We start from the raw sequence: 16,137 nt of genomic DNA, 5'->3' as shown, positions 1-16,137 counted from the left end.
GGCTCGCCGGGCTAGTCCTGTGCCGTCTTGGCATTTTGGGCCTCGGCTTGCGCATCGCGCTTTCGAATTGCCTGCGGATTGACGAGAATGTTCTTGTCAGAGCCGTTTGGCGACGCGTCGGCATCCTTGCTGACGTAGCCCTGTCGGCTCACCCGGATGTAATCAAGATCGTCGGATGCGATGCGGGTGGCCTGAATGCCGCGCACGGTCAGCATGGTTCCGGCGGCGCGCTCCAGGGCGTAGAGCGCCAGATTGTAGGTGACGGTAGCCTCCATCAGGCGTTCTTCCGCTTGGGTGCGGTCCTCAAGGCCGGAGATCAACGTCGCCAGGAACGCGCTGCCGCTTTCAAGTCCCTCGTCCGAGCGGGCCTGAAGCGCCCCGATTTCGGTGCTGACGGCAGAGAGTTCCGCCTCGCGTGCCTTCATTTCCTGGTAGGCGCTCCTGACCTCGCGCACGGCGATCTGCGCCTCCAAAAGCACGGTGTCGCTGACGTTGCGCATCTGCGATGTCAGTTGCCGGAGTTCGATGCGCCGGCGCTCGTGCTGGGCTTTTTCGCTGGTGTTGCCGAGCGGCACCTTGAGGCGGACGCCGACATCGACGTCCACATCCGTCTGGTCCCACTGCCCCTGCCAGGCATCGCCATAGTTGTTGTTGCCGGCAAGGCCATCGTTGGAAACGCCGGCGAAGAGATCAAGGTCCGGGAGCAGGTTGTTCTTCGCGACCCTTTCCTGCAGTTCAGCACTTCTGAGCTGCAGGGCGACGGCCTTCAGTTCCGGCCGGTTCTGCACAGCGAGCAAGGCGACGTCCTCGAGCGGAACGTCGATGAACTTCTTTGCCGGTCGCTGGGTCGGTATCACCTCGACTTCATCGCCATAGAGCGCCTTGTCGCTCAAAAGCGAAGAGAGGCGGGCCTGACTGTTGTCCGCACCGGTGCGCGCGCGGATGATGGAGGCTTCGGCGCTGCGGATCGAGGCGGTCGCCTGCTCCGCTTCGCCGGTCAGGGTGTCCAGGCCTTTTCGCGCCGAGATCCGCCCGGCGACGCTCTGGAGTTCGCCCACCAGCCGCTGCCGCTGCAGCACGCGCGCCCGTTCGGCATAAAGCGTCCAATAGGCACGCACGACCTCGGAGAACTGATCCTCTATCTGGCGCTGAAAGTCGGCCACGCTTCGATCGCGCTCGAGCCGTGCGAGCTGCATGGGCGCCGAATTCACCTCGACGCCGGCGCCGCGCAGCAATGGCTGCTTGAACTCCAGCCGCAGCTTGGCGTCGGCCTGGTCCTTCGGCACGAAAAACTCGGAATTGCTGTCGCGCCTGCCAAGGCGCTGCGACAGCCGCAACTCGCCGCCGGTAATGAGGGGCTGACCAAGACCGAATTCGACGGAGCCTTCGTCTTCCTTGAGCGTTGTCGGAGAGGAGGACGACGTGCCGGTCTGCAGCAGGCTCGAGCGCGGCGTGTCCGTGTCCTTGTAGCTGCCCTCGCCGAAGGCATAGGGGGAAAAGCGGCCCTCTTCCTCGTTGACCACAGCCTCCCGGATCATCGGAATGTCCGAGCTGGCTGCGAGCTGGTTCGAGGTTGCGAGCATCTGACCAAGCAGTTGGTCGATCTCCACCGGAATTTTCTTGGGCTTGCGCGACTGCCGCGCGGTCATCGCCTTTTCCCAATAGGCCCCGGCCGATGCTTTCCCGATCGGCAGGCCCTCGACCTTGGGCGGAACACGCGACACGCCGTAATAGGGGTCGTCAGAGCGGGCCGCACGCGTCACATTGCCGTCCTTGTCGGCAACGTGGGGCCCAAGTTCACCTTCGGCCTTCGATACGAAGCGCCGATATTCCTCCTGCACGCCGCGGGCGATTTCACTGTTCGGGTTTAGGTCGTCGACTGCATTTGACGTGCAGGAGCAAAGTAAAAGTAGCAGCTTTGCTGCAATAAAATGTTTGGTTGTGGAACGAAGCGTAGCTGGGCCGTCGAGAGTCTTCGAGACGTTCCAGATCATCTGCGACTCGCTTGATGGATCATCAAATATCCCCCCAATATTAGCACGATGACTGCCTTAATACTCACAGTCAACCCCTGAAATTATTAGGTTCTCTCGCGTTTTATTATGGGTCGGAGCGTTGTTGTTTATTTTGAATTTTTAACCATCTTGGTTTGCTGTCGCTTTTAGCATCCGTTGCCGCACGGCTACTGTGGAGGCCGCAGTATTGCGTTTGCGGGGTCCTCAGGCGACGGAACAGTGACTGAAGCACGGCCGCGGCAACCGTTGCTTAAGGGCGCGCCATGCTTGGACTGTTGCGCAACCAAAAGTGATGGTGAGCGATGCAAAAATCCCCCGGGAGTAGCAAGGCTCGGCCTTAATTTGCGTTGCCCGGCGTCCCGGCGGCTGTCGCTTGACAGTCGGTTCAAAATAAACTTAACATGTTAATGGAGTGAATTTCCCGGGTGAGGAGCGAAGGGAACTTCAAGCGATCAAAGGCAGGTCTGCGCCGTCGGACAGCCGCTGTTCAGGGCGGTCGTCCGTATCTGCACGCACCTGCGCGGCGGGCGGGCGCTCGCCGCCGGCGTTTTGAAATGGGTCGACAGGGAGGACCTCATGAAACTGAGCAGACGGAGCCTGATTAAGACCGGTGGTGCCATGCTTGCGGCGCCCTTTATCCTCGGTGCGGGCGGTGCGCGCGCCCAAAGCGCGGTCACGTTGAAGCTGCACCATTTTCTGCCGCCCGCGTCCAACGTTCACCAAAAGCTCCTGACGCCCTGGGTAAAGGCGCTTGAGGAGCAGAGCGGCGGTGCGCTCAAGGTCGATATCTTTCCGGCCATGCAGCTCGGCGGAAAACCGCCGCAGCTTTATGATCAGGCGGCCAATGGCGTCGTCGATATCGTCTGGACGCTGCCGGGCAACACCCCCGGGCGCTTCCCGTCCACCGAGGTGTTCGAGCTGCCCTTCGTCGCGGCAAGGGAGGCGATCGTCAACGCACAGGCGTGCCAGGAATACGGGCAGACGCATGTATTGAAGGAAACCGGCGACACCCAGCTGTTGTGCTTCTGGGCGCACGATCACGGTCTGATCCACACCAACAAGGAGATCAAGTCCGCCGCGGATCTCGCCGGGCTGAAGCTTCGCAATCCGACCCGCCTTGCCGGCGAGGCGCTGGCGGCGCTGGGTGCGACCCCGGTTGGTATGCCCGTTCCGCAGGTGCCGGAGGCGCTCGCCCAGCGCGCGATCGACGGCTGCGTCATCCCCTGGGAAGTCGTGCCCTCGATCAAGGTCAACGAGCTCACCAAGTTCCACACTGAAATTCCAGGCTCGCCGACGCTCTATACGGCGACCTTCTTCCTGGCGATGAACAAGGGCAAGTACGAGGGTTTGCCGGCCGACCTAAAGGCGGTGCTGGATGCCAACAGCGGCGCGGCTTTCGCGAAGAAGGCAGGCGAAATGTGGGACAGTGTCGGGGCCGACGTGCGCGCCTCGATCGAGACCTCAGGCAGCGGCGCGATCAGCACGATCAGCGAGGACGAGAAGGCCAAGTGGGTCGAAGCGACCAAACCCGTGCATACCAAATGGGTCGAGGACATGAAGGCCAAGGACCTTGATGGCAATGCGCTGATCGATGCCGCTAAGGCGCTCGTTCAGAAATACGCGCAAGGCTGAGTGGCCCCGCCAAGTCTCCGCGCCGCGTCCGGCGCCATCGCAAATCAAGGTTCTGGGGCCGGAATGACGGACAACATAGATAGCCAGGAAACGGTGAATGTGCCGCGGCGGCGAGAGATTGAGCGACTTGCGGGCGGGCTGGCGCTGATTGGCGGCACGCTCCTTTGCCTTGCGGCTGGCCTCGTCAGCGTCAGCGTGCTTGGGCGCTGGCTCTTCAATCGGCCGGTGCCGGCCGACTACGAATTGGTGGAGGTCGCGGTCGGTGTCGCGGCCTTCTCCTTCCTCGGATACACCCAGGCGCGCAACGGTCACATTGCCGTCGATACCTTCACGCTCGCGCTGCCCGAGCGCCTAACGCGGGTCATCGACGGCCTATGGGATCTTCTGCTTGCCGGCTGCCTGGCGTTTTTCGCCTGGGGTCTTTTCACCGGCGGCCTGGAAGCGCGCCAGTACGGAACGACGCTGATCCAGCTTCCCTGGCCAATCTGGCCTGTCTATCTCACCTGCGCCGTGCTGGCCGCGCTCGCTGCCATCATCGGCCTGAGCGTTGCCATTCTGAAGATTGGAGCCGGCCGATGAGCGGCTTTGCCATTGCTTTCATCGGCTTTGCCGCGATGCTTTTTCTGATCGCCATCCGGATGCCGATCGCGCTTGCGATGCTCAGCGTCGGAGCCGCCGGTTATGCCTATCTCTCCGGCCCGCATGCGCTGATCTACTATTTGCAGACCAACACCTACAGCCAGTTTGCGAGCTACACGCTGTCCGTCATTCCGCTCTTCATTCTGATGGGGGCGCTTGCCGAGCAATCCGGTATCGCGGCGACCCTGTTCCGTGTTGCCGAGCGCGGTTTCGGCCGGTTCAAGGGCGGCATGCCGATGGCGGTGATTGCGGCGTGCACCGGGTTCGGTGCGATCTGCGGTTCGTCGGTCGCAACGACGGCGACCTTTGGGCGTGCGGCACTGCCGGAACTGCGAAGGGCCCGGGTCGATGCCGGCCTCGGCACAGGCACGATCGCCGCCGGTGGTACGCTCGGCATCCTCATCCCGCCATCGGTGATCCTGGTGATCTATGCCATCACCGCCGAGCAGAACATCGCCAAGCTGTTTCAGGCTGCCCTGGTGCCGGGACTGTTGGCGGCCGCCTTCTACCTGATCGCGATCGCCGTGGTCGTGCGGCGAAAGCCCCATCTCGCGCCACCCGTGGCGGTAGTGGACGTCGCCAGAACCCATCGCCCGTTCTGGGCAAGGCCGGCCGGGTTCTTCATCCTTGCCGCCGCTATCGCCGGCTGGCTCTTCGGCCCACTCGGAACCGTCGGCGGCGTGTTGCTGGCGATATTCGGACTGCTGCTCGTCCTTGCGGATTTCGCGATCGTTCCGGCCGCTGCCGTCGCCGTGACCGTCGTTGGTGGCATCTACGGCGAGGTGTTTACGCCGACGGAAGGGGCGGCGGTCGGTGCCGCTGTCACCCTTCTGATCGGCCTCATGCAGCGAACGCTCAGCCTCGGTGCCCTGAAAAACGCTCTGCTGCAGACGGCTGAAACCAGCGGCATGATCTTCCTGATCCTGCTGGGTGCCGAGGTCTTTGGCGCGTTTCTCGCCTTGACCCAGATGCCGGCAACCCTTGCCGCGATGATCGGAGACTCCGGCCTGCCGCCCTACGTCGTCGTCTGCGGCATGCTGCTGACCTACCTGGTGCTCGGCGCGGTCATGGACGAGCTGGCGATGATCCTGTTGACGCTTCCGGTGTTCATTCCGATCATTCTGACGCTCGATTTCGGGATGCCGACGGACGACGTCGCCATCTGGTTCGGCATTCTCGTGCTCATCGTTGTCGGTATCGGCCTCTCCGCCCCGCCGATCGGGCTCAACGTCTTCATTATCAACAAGCTGGCGACCGACGTTCCGATCACCGAGACCTATCGAGGTGTGATGCCGTTCGTGATCGCTGACCTCGTCCGGTTGGCGATCGTCACGATGTCACCGGGTGTCGCCCTGGCGCTGGTTCGCCTGCTGAACTGAGGACTGCGATCGTCCACTAAAGAACGAAGGAGCCGGGCAGGGCACGGCTCCCCCTTTGATCGTCGTGGCGATTACGGCTTGTAGTCTGCCGGCGCGATGATCTTGCTGAAGTCGTAGGACGCGACCTTTTCCCGAGTGACCAACAGGGCTGGCGCCTCGATCCGGCCCAGCACCTTGCCGCCTTCGACGGCGGCCGTGGCTTCGCGCACGGCATCACGGCCCATGGAGACAGCCGGCTGGAGCGACGCGCAGGTAAGCGTGCCGGCTTCAAGAGCTGCGCGGGCTTCATCATTCAGGTTCGACGTCGAGACCTTGACCTTGTCCGTTGCCCCGGCCTGCGCCAGCGACTTGATCGATTCCACCGCCATGGTGTCGGCTGCGGTGAAAATGCCGTGGATGTCCGGGTGGCTCTTCGTCCAGTCGGTTGCCGCGACGCCTGCGTCCTTCGTGCCGCCGGCCTTCTCGACGACGATCTTGATGTCAGGGAAATCGGCTTCCATCGTGTTCTTGAAGCCGGTGACCCGGAGCTTGGCCCAGATCTCGTCCGGCCCGGCAAAGAGCCCCACTTCGCCCTTGCCGCCAATGGCCCGGCCGAGGCAGATGCCCTGAAGGCGGCCCATGCCGATGTTGTCGGCGCCGACGAAGGACGTCAGCCGGTCGGATTTTGGCGGCACCGAAAGGGCGATGACCGGAATGCCCTTGTCGATCGCCTCCTCGACGGCCGGACCGACTTCAGCGGCGTTGGCAGCGCCGATGATGATCGCTGCGACCTTCTTGTCGATGAAGTCGCGGATCTGCTTGATCTGCACCTCCGCCGTGTCCTTGGCGTCGCCCTTGATGACGGCGTAGCCCTTTTCCTTGGCTGCCGTCTCGACGCCATAGAGACCGGCCTTCCAGAACGGTGAGCCGAAATAGGGAACGGTGACGCCGATGGTTTTCTCAGCCTCCGCGGCTGCCGGGGTCGCAAGCGCGCTCGAAGCGGCGAGTGCCAGCGCCAATGTCATATACCGTGCAGTCTTGCCCATGTTTTCTCCTCCAGAACTAGGGTCTTGAACTCAGTCGGTCAGACGGTGATACCAATTTATAGGTATTCATTACGTCTACTATGTATGCACAGAATCAATATAGAATGCAAACAGATAAGTTTGCGCACAGGCGGGCGACGCCTTCTGCCGCTTTGACTTGAAACGATTTGGGCGTGGAGGGGCGTTGCAGGGCTATCGGCGATCTGAAAGGGCCATGACGCGGCGATCACCGAAACGGGATCTCATGCGCTGGTGATCGGTCGCATGTCGGCCTGAGCGACAAGAATTGGCATGCGCAAAGCGCTCCGGCCACACATCTGGTGCCAGTCGCGCTTCTGCCCGGGAATTGAGTGATTGAGCAGCCGCTCGCGTCGATGGACGCGGAGCGCTTACTTCGCGGCTTCGGCGGTGAAGCGGCGCATGACGCCGGCGCTGAGCCGCGCGTTGTGCTCGGAGAGGGCCGCATAGGCGCCGGCGGCGTCGTTGGCCCTGATCGCGTCGACGATCTTCTGGTGCTCGTCGAGCGATTGCTGCAGGCGGATATCCGCCGGGCCGGACTGATGCTGGCGGAACGGCGCGAGCCGCGCGCGCAGATCGACTGCCATGGCCGCAATCGTCTGATTGTGAGCGCCGCGGCAGATCGCATCGTGGAATTTGCGATTGATGTCCCTGCAGCCATCAATGTCCTGATTGGCGACGCAATCGGCATAGAGGCGGTGCAGTTCGTAGAGCTGTTCGCGCTCCATGGCCGTCATGCGTTGAGCGGCAAGCCGCCCGCAGGATGCCTCGATCTCGCATTCGGCCTCCAGCATGTCGGCCATCTGCTCGATATCGATGCGGGCGACGATGCCGCCGCGGCGCGGATTCATCTCGATCAGCCCGCGTGCGCCGAGTTCCCGCATCGCCTCACGCACCGGCGTTCGCGACACGCCGAACTTCTCGGCGATCGTCTTTTCCTCGAGCTTCTGCCCGGGCACCATGACGCCCTTGGCGATCTCGTCGGCAAGCTGCTGATAAATCTGGGAGGCAATCGTTGTCATGCGTGCAGCTTTCCTGTCTTCACGACGCAGCAAGGCCAGGTGTGGCCAGGAATCGGTTTAATGACCGCGTCCGATTTATGCAAGTTGCGCCGTCAGGGCGCCACCCGCGCTCGCGGCCGCAAGGTTGTTCATCAGAGCGTCGATCTGGGCCGCGTCCGATGCGGGTGAACGCCCGGCCATGTGCGGGGTGACGACGAGGTTGACGAGGTCGCGAAGCTCAGGCGGCAGGGTCGGCTCGCCTTCGAAGACATCGAGCCCGGCACCCGCGATCGTGTTGTCGCGCAGGGCCTCGATGAGATCCTGCGTATTGACCACCATCCCGCGGGAAATGTTGACGAGAAAGCCCGTCGGGCCCAGCGCATCGAGCACCGGTCGGTTGACGAGGTGACGCGTGGCGGGGCCACCTGGGCAGGCGACGACCAGAAAGTCGCTGACCTGCGCCAGCGACACGGCATCCGGCAGATGCGGCTGGGTGACGCCCGGCATCGGCTCCGGCGTTGTGTAGGACGCCTGCATGCCGAAGGCCTCCGCTCTGCGCGCAATCGCCTGGCCGATGTTGCCGAAACCGATCATGCCGAGCCGCGCGCCGGAAAGCGTCGGCCGCGGCGAGCGGATCGTTGCCCAGTTCCCCTCGCGAAGCGAACGGTCGCGGGCGCAGATGTCGCGCGAGACCGCCAGCATCAGGGCGAGCGCGTGATCGGCGACCGTTTCCATGTTGGTGTTCGGGGCGTGGGTGATGCGGATGCCCCGTTGCCGCGCGGCATCAAGGTCGATGTTCTCGTAGCCTGCGCCATAGGAGCAGGCAAAATGCAGATTGGGCAGGTTGGCCATCTGTGCGCCGGTCAGACCGGTGCTGCCGTTGGTGACGACCGCCCACACGGCGTCAGCGTCGAGCGACGGTGATCCGCTGCCCAGTCCGTCGGGCAGCGCGATCACGTCGTAGAGACTGGATAGTCGAGACAGGCAGTCCTCTGAAACCGGTATCGAAACCACGATCGTCTTTCTGGTCATGTCACTCTTTCCAGTCTTGTTTGGATCCCCCGTCAGTCGAGGGACAGGCACTGCTTCACCGCGCCATTTTGGGCTGGTGCGATGTCGCTTCAGGTCTTTCAGGCGGCGCTGACGTTCTTGACGGCGCCCTTCCAGCCATTTTCGGTGACGTCGAAGACGATGCCTTCGGGCGTCTTGTACTTGACCTCATAGAAGACGTTCGGGCTCGATTCCTTGCGACCGGCCATGTAGGAGCCGCCGGCCTTGCGAACGAGTTCGTCGGTTTCCTCGACGGAATCGACCCACATGCCGAAATGGATGAGGCCGTTGTAGTCCTTTTCGGTCTCGAAGCCCGGAACCGGCTCTTCGCCAAAGTTCAGAAGGGCGACGTTCATGATGCCGTCCGTCATGTAGACGCCGCGCATCGCCTGGCCGGCGCGGGTCATGCCGAATGCCTTCTCGAAGAACTGGGCTGCTGCTTCCGGGTCGGAGACGGCGATAGCGAGATGGCGCAACTTTGCCATGTGATTTTTCCTTTCTCTACTGATGGGCGCGGCGCAACATGTGCCGGCCAACACGGCTCAAATCATTCCGTGTATGCAATTAGTAATCTGTGTATGCAAAATAGTTGTCAAGTGTGTTTTTGGGTGTTATCGAAATGCACGCTGATGACGACGCACGGATGCTGCGCCGTCAGCGAGACTGGGAGGAGCAGATGCGGTTTGCAGGGTTGTCGTCGGGCGAGAAGGACCGGCTGCGGCAGATAGGAACAGTTTGGAACGACGACCTAGCGGCAAGCCGCAAGGTCGTGCTCGAGGTTTACCGGCCGCACGCCGAGGCAAGCGTCGCGCGCCAGCCGCTCGTCGAACACCGCGATATCGCCTATGGCGCCGACGTCGCCCATCGCCTCGATGTCTTTGAGAGCGCGCGTGTCTGCGCCGGCGGGCGTGCGCGCCCGGTCGTCGCCTTCGTGCACGGCGGCGCCTTCACGCGCGGCTCAAAGAGCGGCGACGGCCTGATCTACGACAATGTCCTGCGCTGGTTCGCGCGCCAGGGTTTTGTCGGCGTCAACATCGAATACCGGTTAGCCCCGGGTGCGCAGTATCCCGAGGGCGCGCGCGATGTCGCAGCCGCCGTCGACTGGATCGTCGGCTCGATCGCCGATTACGGCGGTGACCCGCAGTCGATCCTTCTGATCGGCCATTCCGCCGGTGGCTGCCATGTCGCAAGCTATCTCTATGATCCGGCCGTCGGCCGGCTGCCGCATCCGGCCATCAAGGGGGCGGTGCTCGTCAGCGCCCGGCTGCGGGCCGACTGCCTGCCGGACAACCCGAACGCCGCCAACGTGCGCCAGTACTTTGGCGGCGATCCCGCGGTCTACGACGCTCGGTCGCCGGTGACCTTTGCCGGGTCTCGTGACCTGCCTGTCTTCATCGCCGTTGCCGAACACGAGAACCGCTACATCGATGCCTATGGCGCCGAATTCGTCCAGCGCCACGCCATGCGCCGGGGCAAGGCGCCGCGCTTCCTGCAGCTGAAGTCCCACAACCACACGTCCATCGTCGCCCATTTCGATACCGGCGAGGACGAATTGGGGCGCGAGATCATCCTTTTCGCCCGGGAAGAGTGCGGTTTCTTCCCCTGCGGTCTATCCTGTCAAAAGTGAGAGTGAACGTCATGAAGAGAGAACTGTTTTCCGTCTACGCGCCGGTACTGACACCGTTCAAGTCGGACCTGAGCTGCAACACGCCGAGGTTCATCGAGCACTGCCGCTGGATCGTCGACCAGGGTGCCGGCCTTGCGATCTTCGGCACCAACAGCGAAGCCGCTTCACTGTCGCTGCGCAAGAAGAGGCAATTGCTCGACGACGTGATCCAGGCGGGAATCCCGGCACGCACGCTGATGCCGGGCGTCGGCGCCTGCAGCCTCGAAGAAACCGTCGAACTGACGCGTGCAGCGGTCGATGCCGGCGCGCCTTCGGTGCTGGTGCTGCCGCCGTTTTTCTACAAGCCGGTCTCCACCGAAGGGCTTGCCCGCTACTACGGGCATCTGATCGAGGCCATCGGCTCCGATCGCCTGTCGATCGTGCTCTACCATATTCCGCAGTTTACCGGCGTGCCGATCACCGTCGAGCTGATCGAGACGCTGCGCCGTCGCTACCCGGCAAACATCGCCGGCGTGAAGGACAGTTCTGGCGATCGTGACAATCTCAACCGCTATCTCGAGGTCGGCGACGGCTTCCAGGTGTTCCCGGCCTCCGAAATCCTGCTTGGCGAGACTATCGAACGGGGCGCTGCGGGCTGCATTTCCGCGACCGCAAACGTCAATGCCAAGGCGATGGTCGATGCGGCCGCGGCAAGCGCGACGCATGGCGCGGCCGTCTCCTTCGCACCCGTCGCGCCGGTGCGCGCTCTCTTCCAGCAGTTTGCGATGATCCAGGCGATGAAAGTCGCGATCGCGCGCCACACGGGCGACCCCAGCTGGCGCGCCGTGCGCCCGCCGCTGATGGAGCTCGACCCGCAGGCCGAGCAGAAGTTTGTCGCCGCCTGCACCGAGATCGGCTTCCGCCCCTGGAGCGTCGTGCGGGAGGACGCATGAGCGCGGCGAGTGCGCCCGTCGTCAAGCCGCTTGCCAACTACGCCGAATTGCGGCGGGCAGGCGGCCTGATGTTTCTGTCGGGCATGAGTGCCCGGCAGGCGGACGGAACGATTGCCGGTACCGCGGTCTCCGACGACGGCAGGCGTGTCCATGACGCTGCCCTGCAATTGCGGGTCATCCTGCAGAAAGTGGCCGACACGCTTGAGCGCCACGCCGCTCGGATCGACCAACTGGTGGATGTGACGATATTCCTGACCGACATGGCGGACTATCGCGCCGTCAATGACGAATACAACAGCTGGTTTTCGACCGATGGTCCGGCACGAACGACGGTCGGCGTCAGCGCGCTCCCGCATCCCGATATGGTGGTGGAGTTGAAGGTGGTCGCCGCCGAAGCCCGATAAGCGCTTTGCCGCTTGAATTTTTTGACCCCCGGCGTTGCGGCGCCGGGGGTCATCGCGTTCAAAGGATCGTGCAGACGTCGTCGAAGGCGAACCGCGGATGCCGGGGAAAGAGCTTCGACGGGTCGCCGTAACCGAGGCCGCAGATGAAGTTCGATCGGGTCTCAGTTCCCTCAAAGAAGATCCGGTCGACTTCGCCTGCGTTGAAGCCCGATATCGGCCCGCAGTCGAGCCCGACGGCGCGGGCGGCCAGCATGTAGTAGGCGGCCTGCAGCGTGGCGTTGCGAAAGGCAGTGTCGGCAACGAGATGCGGATTGCGCTCAAAGAAGCCCTTGCCGTCGGTGTGCGGGAACAGGAAGGGCAGGTGTTCGGCAAAGGCGAAATCGGTGGCAAGGATCGCGACAACCGGGCAGCTCATCATCTTGTCGACGTTGCCGGCCGCAAGCGCCGGCCTCAGCCGCTCCTTTGCTTGCGCGCCGGTCAGATAGACGATCCTCAGCGGCGCGCAGTTCATGCTGGTCGGGCCCATGCGCGCAAGTTCATGAATCTGGTGCAGCAAGGCTGTCGGCACCGGCTTGTCGAGCCAGCCGTTCTGGCTCCGCGCCTCGGTGAAAAGCCTTGCGAGCAAGGTCGCATCGGCTTGAGGCTGCTGCGTGGTCTGGTGGTCCATGGGATCTCCTTGAGGTCAAATTGAGGTCAGACTTGGTTTTGAACGTGGGCGTCGGCGGCCGTCATCAGCCGGTCGACGAGGTGGCGATCCACCGGCGGATCGGGGCGCTCGGCCTCCGGGCCTTTGGCGGCGGCAAAGCTTGGACGTTGCCGGATCCGGTCGGCCCAATCGGCTGCCAGCGGAAACGGGGCGAGCAGTCCTTCCATGGCCAGCCGGCCGAGCCTGTCGATGAAGGCGGCCATCGCCACATCGGCAAGCGTGAAGCCGTCGCCGGCGAGCCAGCGCGCCTGGGACAGGTGAATTTCCATGCGGGCGAGAACCGACTGAAAAATGACGATCGACCCGATGACGGCCGAAACATCGACCGGCGCGATTGCTGCCTGCCTGTAGGCCTCGGCGCGGCTTTTTAGCGGATGCCGTTCCATCGCCACCATGATCTCTGCGGGCGAGAGCCGCTGAAGTCGCGGCTTCAGGATGAGATTGAATGTCGGCGGTCTCACCGCCGGATGAACAACCGTATCTTCGAGCTCGGTCCAGTCGCGCACCCGCCGCCGCGTCTCTGCATCCTCAGGCAGCAACTTGCCGCCGGCGATGAGATCGAGACGCTCGTTGATGACGGACGATTCGGTCGTGACCTCGCTGCCGATTTTCAGGGCCGGAACGAGGCCTTGCGGGTGGATGGCGAGGTAGCTGGGTTCAAGGTTTTCGAAGCGTGAAAGGTCGATGCGTCGCGAAACCCAGCCAAGGCAGAGTTCGGCAAGGCAGACTCGCACCTTGAATGACTGGATCGATCCCCATTGGTGGAAAAGTTCGATCTCTCGTTCCAGCATTTCACCCTCATATTGTGTGCACCTTTCGCTTGACAAGAATACACAAACACGAAATTGTATGCAAGAACGATACGGACAACGAGGTAAGGAGAAGTCTGGTGGTTTGGCATGCACTGGGGCAAAGGCTCATCAGGGAGGAAGTCCGGCCGGTCATTGTGACCGAAGAGGGCGTCTATGATCTCGACCTTGTTTCGCGGGTCCTCAGGCAACCGGGAGAGGCCTGGAGCAAATGGCTCGCTGGCGGGATCGAAGGCATGCTCAATGCCTGGACGGATGTGGAGCCGGCGCTTGCGGGCCTTGCTGAGCGTCTCGTCGACAGCGGCCGCAAGTTCGAGCCGTTGGGTACGGGTACAAAGCTCTGTGCGCCCTATCGTCCGGTCAGGATCTTTGCTACCGCTTCGAACTATGTCGAGCATGCGCAGGAGATGGGTACGGTGCTGGCCGCCAAGTCCGAGAGTCAGCCCTTCGTCTTCATGAAGGCGGATTCAAGCGTCATCGGACCGGACGAAGCAATCATCCTGCCGGAGCGTGCACAGAAGGTCGACTGGGAGGTCGAGCTTGCCGCCGTGATCGGCATCGGTGGCCGTGACATTCCCGTCGAGCGTGCGCTCGATCACGTCGCCGCCTACACAGTGATCAACGACATCACCTCGCGCGATCTGACGCGCCGCAGCGATTTCCCGTTCAAGCACGACTGGTTCCGCGGCAAGAGCTTCGACACCTTCGCGCCGCTTGGGCCCTGGCTGGTGCCGTCCGATTGCGTCGGCGATCCGCAGGACCTTCGCCTGACCCTCGACGTCAACGGCACCCGCAAGCAGGACGACAGCACCGGATCGATGATCTTCTCGGTCGCCGAGCAGATCTCGTACCTGTCGTCGATCCTGACGCTTCGGCCCGGAGATCTCGTTGCAACCGGCACGCCGGACGGGGTGGGCATGGGGACCGGAGAGTTCCTGAATGCCGGCGATATCGTGACAGCCGGTGTGGAGAAGGTCGGCACGATCACCAATCCGATCAGAGGAGCTCGGATCGAATAACCAAGGCCAACAATGGCTGAACTGAGGAGGAGACAGTATGGCTAAAAAATTTGGGACTGCATTGCGACTGGCCGCATTGGCGGGCGCGTTCGCATCGATGATGACGGCCGCAAGCGCGGCAGAAAAGATCTCGTTCAACATGTCCTGGCTGCCCCAGGGCAGCGTCGGCGGCGTGCTCGTGGCCAAGGCCAAAGGCTTCTACGACGAAGCCGGGCTCGACGTGTCCGTCTACCAGGGATATGGCGGCCAGCGCACCGTCAACGAGATCGACCAGGGGCTGTTCGACATTGGCTATGGTGATCCGGTCAGCGTCATCCTGAACCGCGTCAACGGCGGCAAGGCCGTCTTCGTCGGCTCGATCAACACGGTCTGGCCAGGCGCCCTCTGCTATCTGCAAAAGGACGGCGGCAAGGAGATGACGCTCGCCGACTTCAGCGGCAAGTCGGTCGGCGGCGGCGCCACGTCGCCGGTGCAGAACATCGTTCCGGCCTGGCTCGAACAGAACGGCCTGCCGAAGGATCATCTGAAGCTCCTGCGTATGAACCCGGCCGTCATCACCTCGTCCTTCCTCGAAGGCCAGGTCGATCTCGCCGAGTGCTGGGAAGGCGCAAGCCTTGCCATCCTCAACGAGAATGCCGGTGAGACCGGCAAGAAGATCGGCATGATCAAGTACCGCGATTTCGGTCTCGACATGTACGGCAGCGGTTTCGTCACGACAGAGGCTCTGCTTTCGGAGAAGCCTGAAGTTGTCGACAAGTTTCTCGACGCGTCCTACCGCGGCTACGACTACATGGCCGCGCATCCGGAAGAGGCCGCCGACCTCATCGTCAAGCAATACCCGACCTTGAAGAAGAGCGTGGTGCTCGAACAGATCCGCCAGATCAATGCGTTGGTTCGCGATCCGCACGCGGATAACAAGGACCTCGGTTTCGTGCGGGCGGACCGCATGGAAAAGACGATGAACTTCGTGCGTGAAGCCTTCGTCGTCGACGACAGCATCAAGACGACCGACCTTTATCGCAACATCAGTCGCTAGTGCATTCTGCCTTCGAGTGGAAACACCTGAAGGCAGTAAGATGCTCTGGAATCAGAGTGTTAGAGCGTCGTTTGTGCGTTTCTTGCGAACGCACGGCGCTCTGGAAAGTCCGTTCGGTTCAGGGAAGAGGAACATGAAGAAGAAGATAAATGTGAGGAAGCTGGGCCACATGGTCCTGATGGTCCGCGACATCCACAAGTCCGTCGACTTCTACACCAATGTGGTAGGGCTGGAGGTGTCCGACTGGATCGAGGACAAGATGGTCTTCCTGCGCGCAGGCGCCGATCATCACGATCTTGCCCTGTCGCAGCTGCCGGCGGACTCACCCGATTTCAACGACCTGCCACGCTACACGCGGCCCGGCCTGGAGCATTTCTCCTACCTGGTCGACAGCTTGGAGGACATGGAGGCTGCGGCCGAAATGCTGCAGGAGCGGGGCGTCGAAATCGTCCGCGGCATCGGCAAGCACGGTCCCGGAGCCAACTGCTTCCTCGTGTTCAAGGATCCCGACGGGAACAACTGCGAAATCTACTGCGACATGATCCAGGTCACGGAGGACAGCCCACATACCGCAAAGGTGTGGGAGCGCAATATCGATGCCTTCGACCAGTGGCGCTTCAAGCGCTTCGTCGTGCCGCCACCGCATCAGGTGGTCAAGGACAAGCAGGGACAGTGACCTCCCGGCGCCGGCGTCAGCCGGCGCCCTTCACCATGCATGAAAATTCTGTCGTCGGAGGCCTCCATGCCAGGCTCTAATTCGCGACTTGTTGCCTACAGCCAAGTCGTCCTCTTTTTCGGTGCGTTTCTGCTCTTCTGGGAATACGGCGTCCGATATTTCGAAGTCA

General features: G+C 62.5%; 16 protein-coding genes. 9 read left to right on the top strand and 7 right to left on the bottom strand.

Annotation, left to right across the window (positions count from 1 at the left end):
* Positions 1 to 11: 11 nt before the first annotated feature.
* Positions 12 to 1,841: a TolC family protein gene (locus VGO04_RS26960; RefSeq protein WP_327499038.1), complete on the bottom strand. Its 1,830-nt coding sequence runs from the start codon at positions 1,839 to 1,841 to the stop codon at positions 12 to 14.
* A 750-nt stretch (positions 1,842 to 2,591) separates the two neighbouring features.
* Here VGO04_RS26960 and VGO04_RS26955 point away from each other — a divergent pair.
* The 3 genes from VGO04_RS26955 (at position 2,592) to VGO04_RS26945 (ending at position 5,665) form a co-directional block, all read left to right on the top strand.
* Positions 2,592 to 3,647, top strand: coding sequence for a TRAP transporter substrate-binding protein (locus tag VGO04_RS26955; protein WP_327499037.1), 1,056 nt, complete (start codon positions 2,592 to 2,594; stop codon positions 3,645 to 3,647).
* Positions 3,648 to 3,710: 63 nt separating this feature from the next.
* Entirely contained in the window at positions 3,711 to 4,226 is a 516-nt protein-coding gene (locus VGO04_RS26950; protein WP_327499036.1) for a TRAP transporter small permease, read from the top strand.
* Entirely contained in the window at positions 4,223 to 5,665 is a 1,443-nt protein-coding gene (locus VGO04_RS26945; RefSeq protein ID WP_327499035.1) for a TRAP transporter large permease, read from the top strand. The genes VGO04_RS26950 and VGO04_RS26945 overlap by 4 nt, the downstream gene beginning before the upstream one ends.
* 71 nt (positions 5,666 to 5,736) lie before the next feature.
* Here VGO04_RS26945 and VGO04_RS26940 read toward each other — a convergent pair whose 3' ends face one another.
* From VGO04_RS26940 to VGO04_RS26925, 4 genes are all read right to left on the bottom strand, one after another.
* Positions 5,737 to 6,690 carry a sugar ABC transporter substrate-binding protein gene (locus VGO04_RS26940; protein ID WP_327499034.1) on the bottom strand — a complete coding sequence of 318 codons (954 nt, stop codon included), beginning with the start codon at positions 6,688 to 6,690 and terminating at the stop codon, positions 5,737 to 5,739.
* Between the two features lie 389 nt (positions 6,691 to 7,079).
* A complete protein-coding gene (locus tag VGO04_RS26935) occupies positions 7,080 to 7,730 on the bottom strand; it encodes a GntR family transcriptional regulator (protein WP_327499033.1) in 651 nt (216 codons plus the stop codon).
* A gap of 75 nt (positions 7,731 to 7,805) precedes the next feature.
* Positions 7,806 to 8,741: a 2-hydroxyacid dehydrogenase gene (locus VGO04_RS26930; RefSeq protein ID WP_327499032.1), complete on the bottom strand. Its 936-nt coding sequence runs from the start codon at positions 8,739 to 8,741 to the stop codon at positions 7,806 to 7,808.
* Positions 8,742 to 8,839: 98 nt separating this feature from the next.
* Positions 8,840 to 9,244 carry a VOC family protein gene (locus VGO04_RS26925; RefSeq protein ID WP_327499031.1) on the bottom strand — a complete coding sequence of 135 codons (405 nt, stop codon included), beginning with the start codon at positions 9,242 to 9,244 and terminating at the stop codon, positions 8,840 to 8,842.
* Positions 9,245 to 9,435: 191 nt separating this feature from the next.
* On the opposite strand from VGO04_RS26925, the gene VGO04_RS26920 reads away from it, so the two are divergent.
* From VGO04_RS26920 to VGO04_RS26910, 3 genes are read left to right on the top strand one after another with little or no spacing between them, the layout of a single operon-like run.
* On the top strand, positions 9,436 to 10,386 hold the full coding sequence (locus tag VGO04_RS26920) for an alpha/beta hydrolase (protein WP_327499030.1): 951 nt from the start codon (positions 9,436 to 9,438) through the stop codon (positions 10,384 to 10,386).
* Between the two features lie 11 nt (positions 10,387 to 10,397).
* The gene (locus tag VGO04_RS26915; protein WP_327499029.1) at positions 10,398 to 11,318 is read left to right on the top strand and encodes a dihydrodipicolinate synthase family protein; all 921 of its coding nucleotides are present in this window, start codon (positions 10,398 to 10,400) and stop codon (positions 11,316 to 11,318) included.
* Positions 11,315 to 11,722: a RidA family protein gene (locus VGO04_RS26910; RefSeq protein ID WP_327499028.1), complete on the top strand. Its 408-nt coding sequence runs from the start codon at positions 11,315 to 11,317 to the stop codon at positions 11,720 to 11,722. Before VGO04_RS26915 ends, VGO04_RS26910 begins: the two co-directional genes overlap by 4 nt.
* A 58-nt stretch (positions 11,723 to 11,780) precedes the next feature.
* Here the strand turns inward: VGO04_RS26910 and VGO04_RS26905 are convergent, their stop codons facing one another.
* Together VGO04_RS26905 and VGO04_RS26900 are read right to left on the bottom strand one after the other, a co-directional pair.
* Positions 11,781 to 12,389, bottom strand: coding sequence for a malonic semialdehyde reductase (locus VGO04_RS26905; protein WP_327499027.1), 609 nt, complete (start codon positions 12,387 to 12,389; stop codon positions 11,781 to 11,783).
* Between the two features lie 26 nt (positions 12,390 to 12,415).
* Positions 12,416 to 13,219, bottom strand: a complete 804-nt coding sequence (locus VGO04_RS26900; RefSeq protein ID WP_327499026.1) for a glutathione S-transferase family protein — start codon at positions 13,217 to 13,219, stop codon at positions 12,416 to 12,418.
* 98 nt (positions 13,220 to 13,317) lie between these two features.
* On the opposite strand from VGO04_RS26900, the gene VGO04_RS26895 reads away from it, so the two are divergent.
* The 3 genes from VGO04_RS26895 (at position 13,318) to VGO04_RS26885 (ending at position 15,968) form a co-directional block, all read left to right on the top strand.
* Entirely contained in the window at positions 13,318 to 14,256 is a 939-nt protein-coding gene (locus tag VGO04_RS26895; protein WP_327499025.1) for a fumarylacetoacetate hydrolase family protein, read from the top strand.
* Between the two features lie 37 nt (positions 14,257 to 14,293).
* Complete coding sequence (locus VGO04_RS26890; RefSeq protein ID WP_327499024.1) at positions 14,294 to 15,292, top strand: ABC transporter substrate-binding protein; 999 nt, start codon at positions 14,294 to 14,296, stop codon at positions 15,290 to 15,292.
* Positions 15,293 to 15,425: 133 nt separating this feature from the next.
* Positions 15,426 to 15,968 (top strand): VOC family protein, encoded by a 543-nt coding sequence (locus VGO04_RS26885; protein ID WP_327499023.1) that lies wholly within the window; start codon positions 15,426 to 15,428, stop codon positions 15,966 to 15,968.
* Positions 15,969 to 16,137: the final 169 nt, after the last annotated feature.

It is taken from the genome of Ensifer sp., from assembly GCF_035999185.1.
Taxonomy (GTDB): Bacteria; Pseudomonadota; Alphaproteobacteria; order Rhizobiales; family Rhizobiaceae; genus Ensifer.
Note: the sequence above shows the minus strand (reverse complement) of the source record. Positions and strands in the feature narration are given on the sequence as shown.

Excerpts from the sequence above, each read along its gene's own strand:
- VGO04_RS26900 (WP_327499026.1), bottom strand. The coding sequence starts at position 13,219 with ATGCTGGAACGAGAGATCGAACTTTTCCACCAATGGGGATCGATCCAG.
- VGO04_RS26955 (WP_327499037.1), top strand. The coding sequence starts at position 2,592 with ATGAAACTGAGCAGACGGAGCCTGATTAAGACCGGTGGTGCCATGCTT.
- VGO04_RS26945 (WP_327499035.1), top strand. The coding sequence starts at position 4,223 with ATGAGCGGCTTTGCCATTGCTTTCATCGGCTTTGCCGCGATGCTTTTT.
- VGO04_RS26910 (WP_327499028.1), top strand. The coding sequence starts at position 11,315 with ATGAGCGCGGCGAGTGCGCCCGTCGTCAAGCCGCTTGCCAACTACGCC.
- VGO04_RS26890 (WP_327499024.1), top strand. The coding sequence starts at position 14,294 with ATGGCTAAAAAATTTGGGACTGCATTGCGACTGGCCGCATTGGCGGGC.
- VGO04_RS26905 (WP_327499027.1), bottom strand. The coding sequence starts at position 12,389 with ATGGACCACCAGACCACGCAGCAGCCTCAAGCCGATGCGACCTTGCTC.
- VGO04_RS26940 (WP_327499034.1), bottom strand. The coding sequence starts at position 6,690 with ATGGGCAAGACTGCACGGTATATGACATTGGCGCTGGCACTCGCCGCT.
- VGO04_RS26950 (WP_327499036.1), top strand. The coding sequence starts at position 3,711 with ATGACGGACAACATAGATAGCCAGGAAACGGTGAATGTGCCGCGGCGG.
- VGO04_RS26930 (WP_327499032.1), bottom strand. The coding sequence starts at position 8,741 with ATGACCAGAAAGACGATCGTGGTTTCGATACCGGTTTCAGAGGACTGC.
- VGO04_RS26915 (WP_327499029.1), top strand. The coding sequence starts at position 10,398 with ATGAAGAGAGAACTGTTTTCCGTCTACGCGCCGGTACTGACACCGTTC.
- VGO04_RS26885 (WP_327499023.1), top strand. The coding sequence starts at position 15,426 with ATGAAGAAGAAGATAAATGTGAGGAAGCTGGGCCACATGGTCCTGATG.
- VGO04_RS26920 (WP_327499030.1), top strand. The coding sequence starts at position 9,436 with ATGCGGTTTGCAGGGTTGTCGTCGGGCGAGAAGGACCGGCTGCGGCAG.
- VGO04_RS26935 (WP_327499033.1), bottom strand. The coding sequence starts at position 7,730 with ATGACAACGATTGCCTCCCAGATTTATCAGCAGCTTGCCGACGAGATC.
- VGO04_RS26925 (WP_327499031.1), bottom strand. The coding sequence starts at position 9,244 with ATGGCAAAGTTGCGCCATCTCGCTATCGCCGTCTCCGACCCGGAAGCA.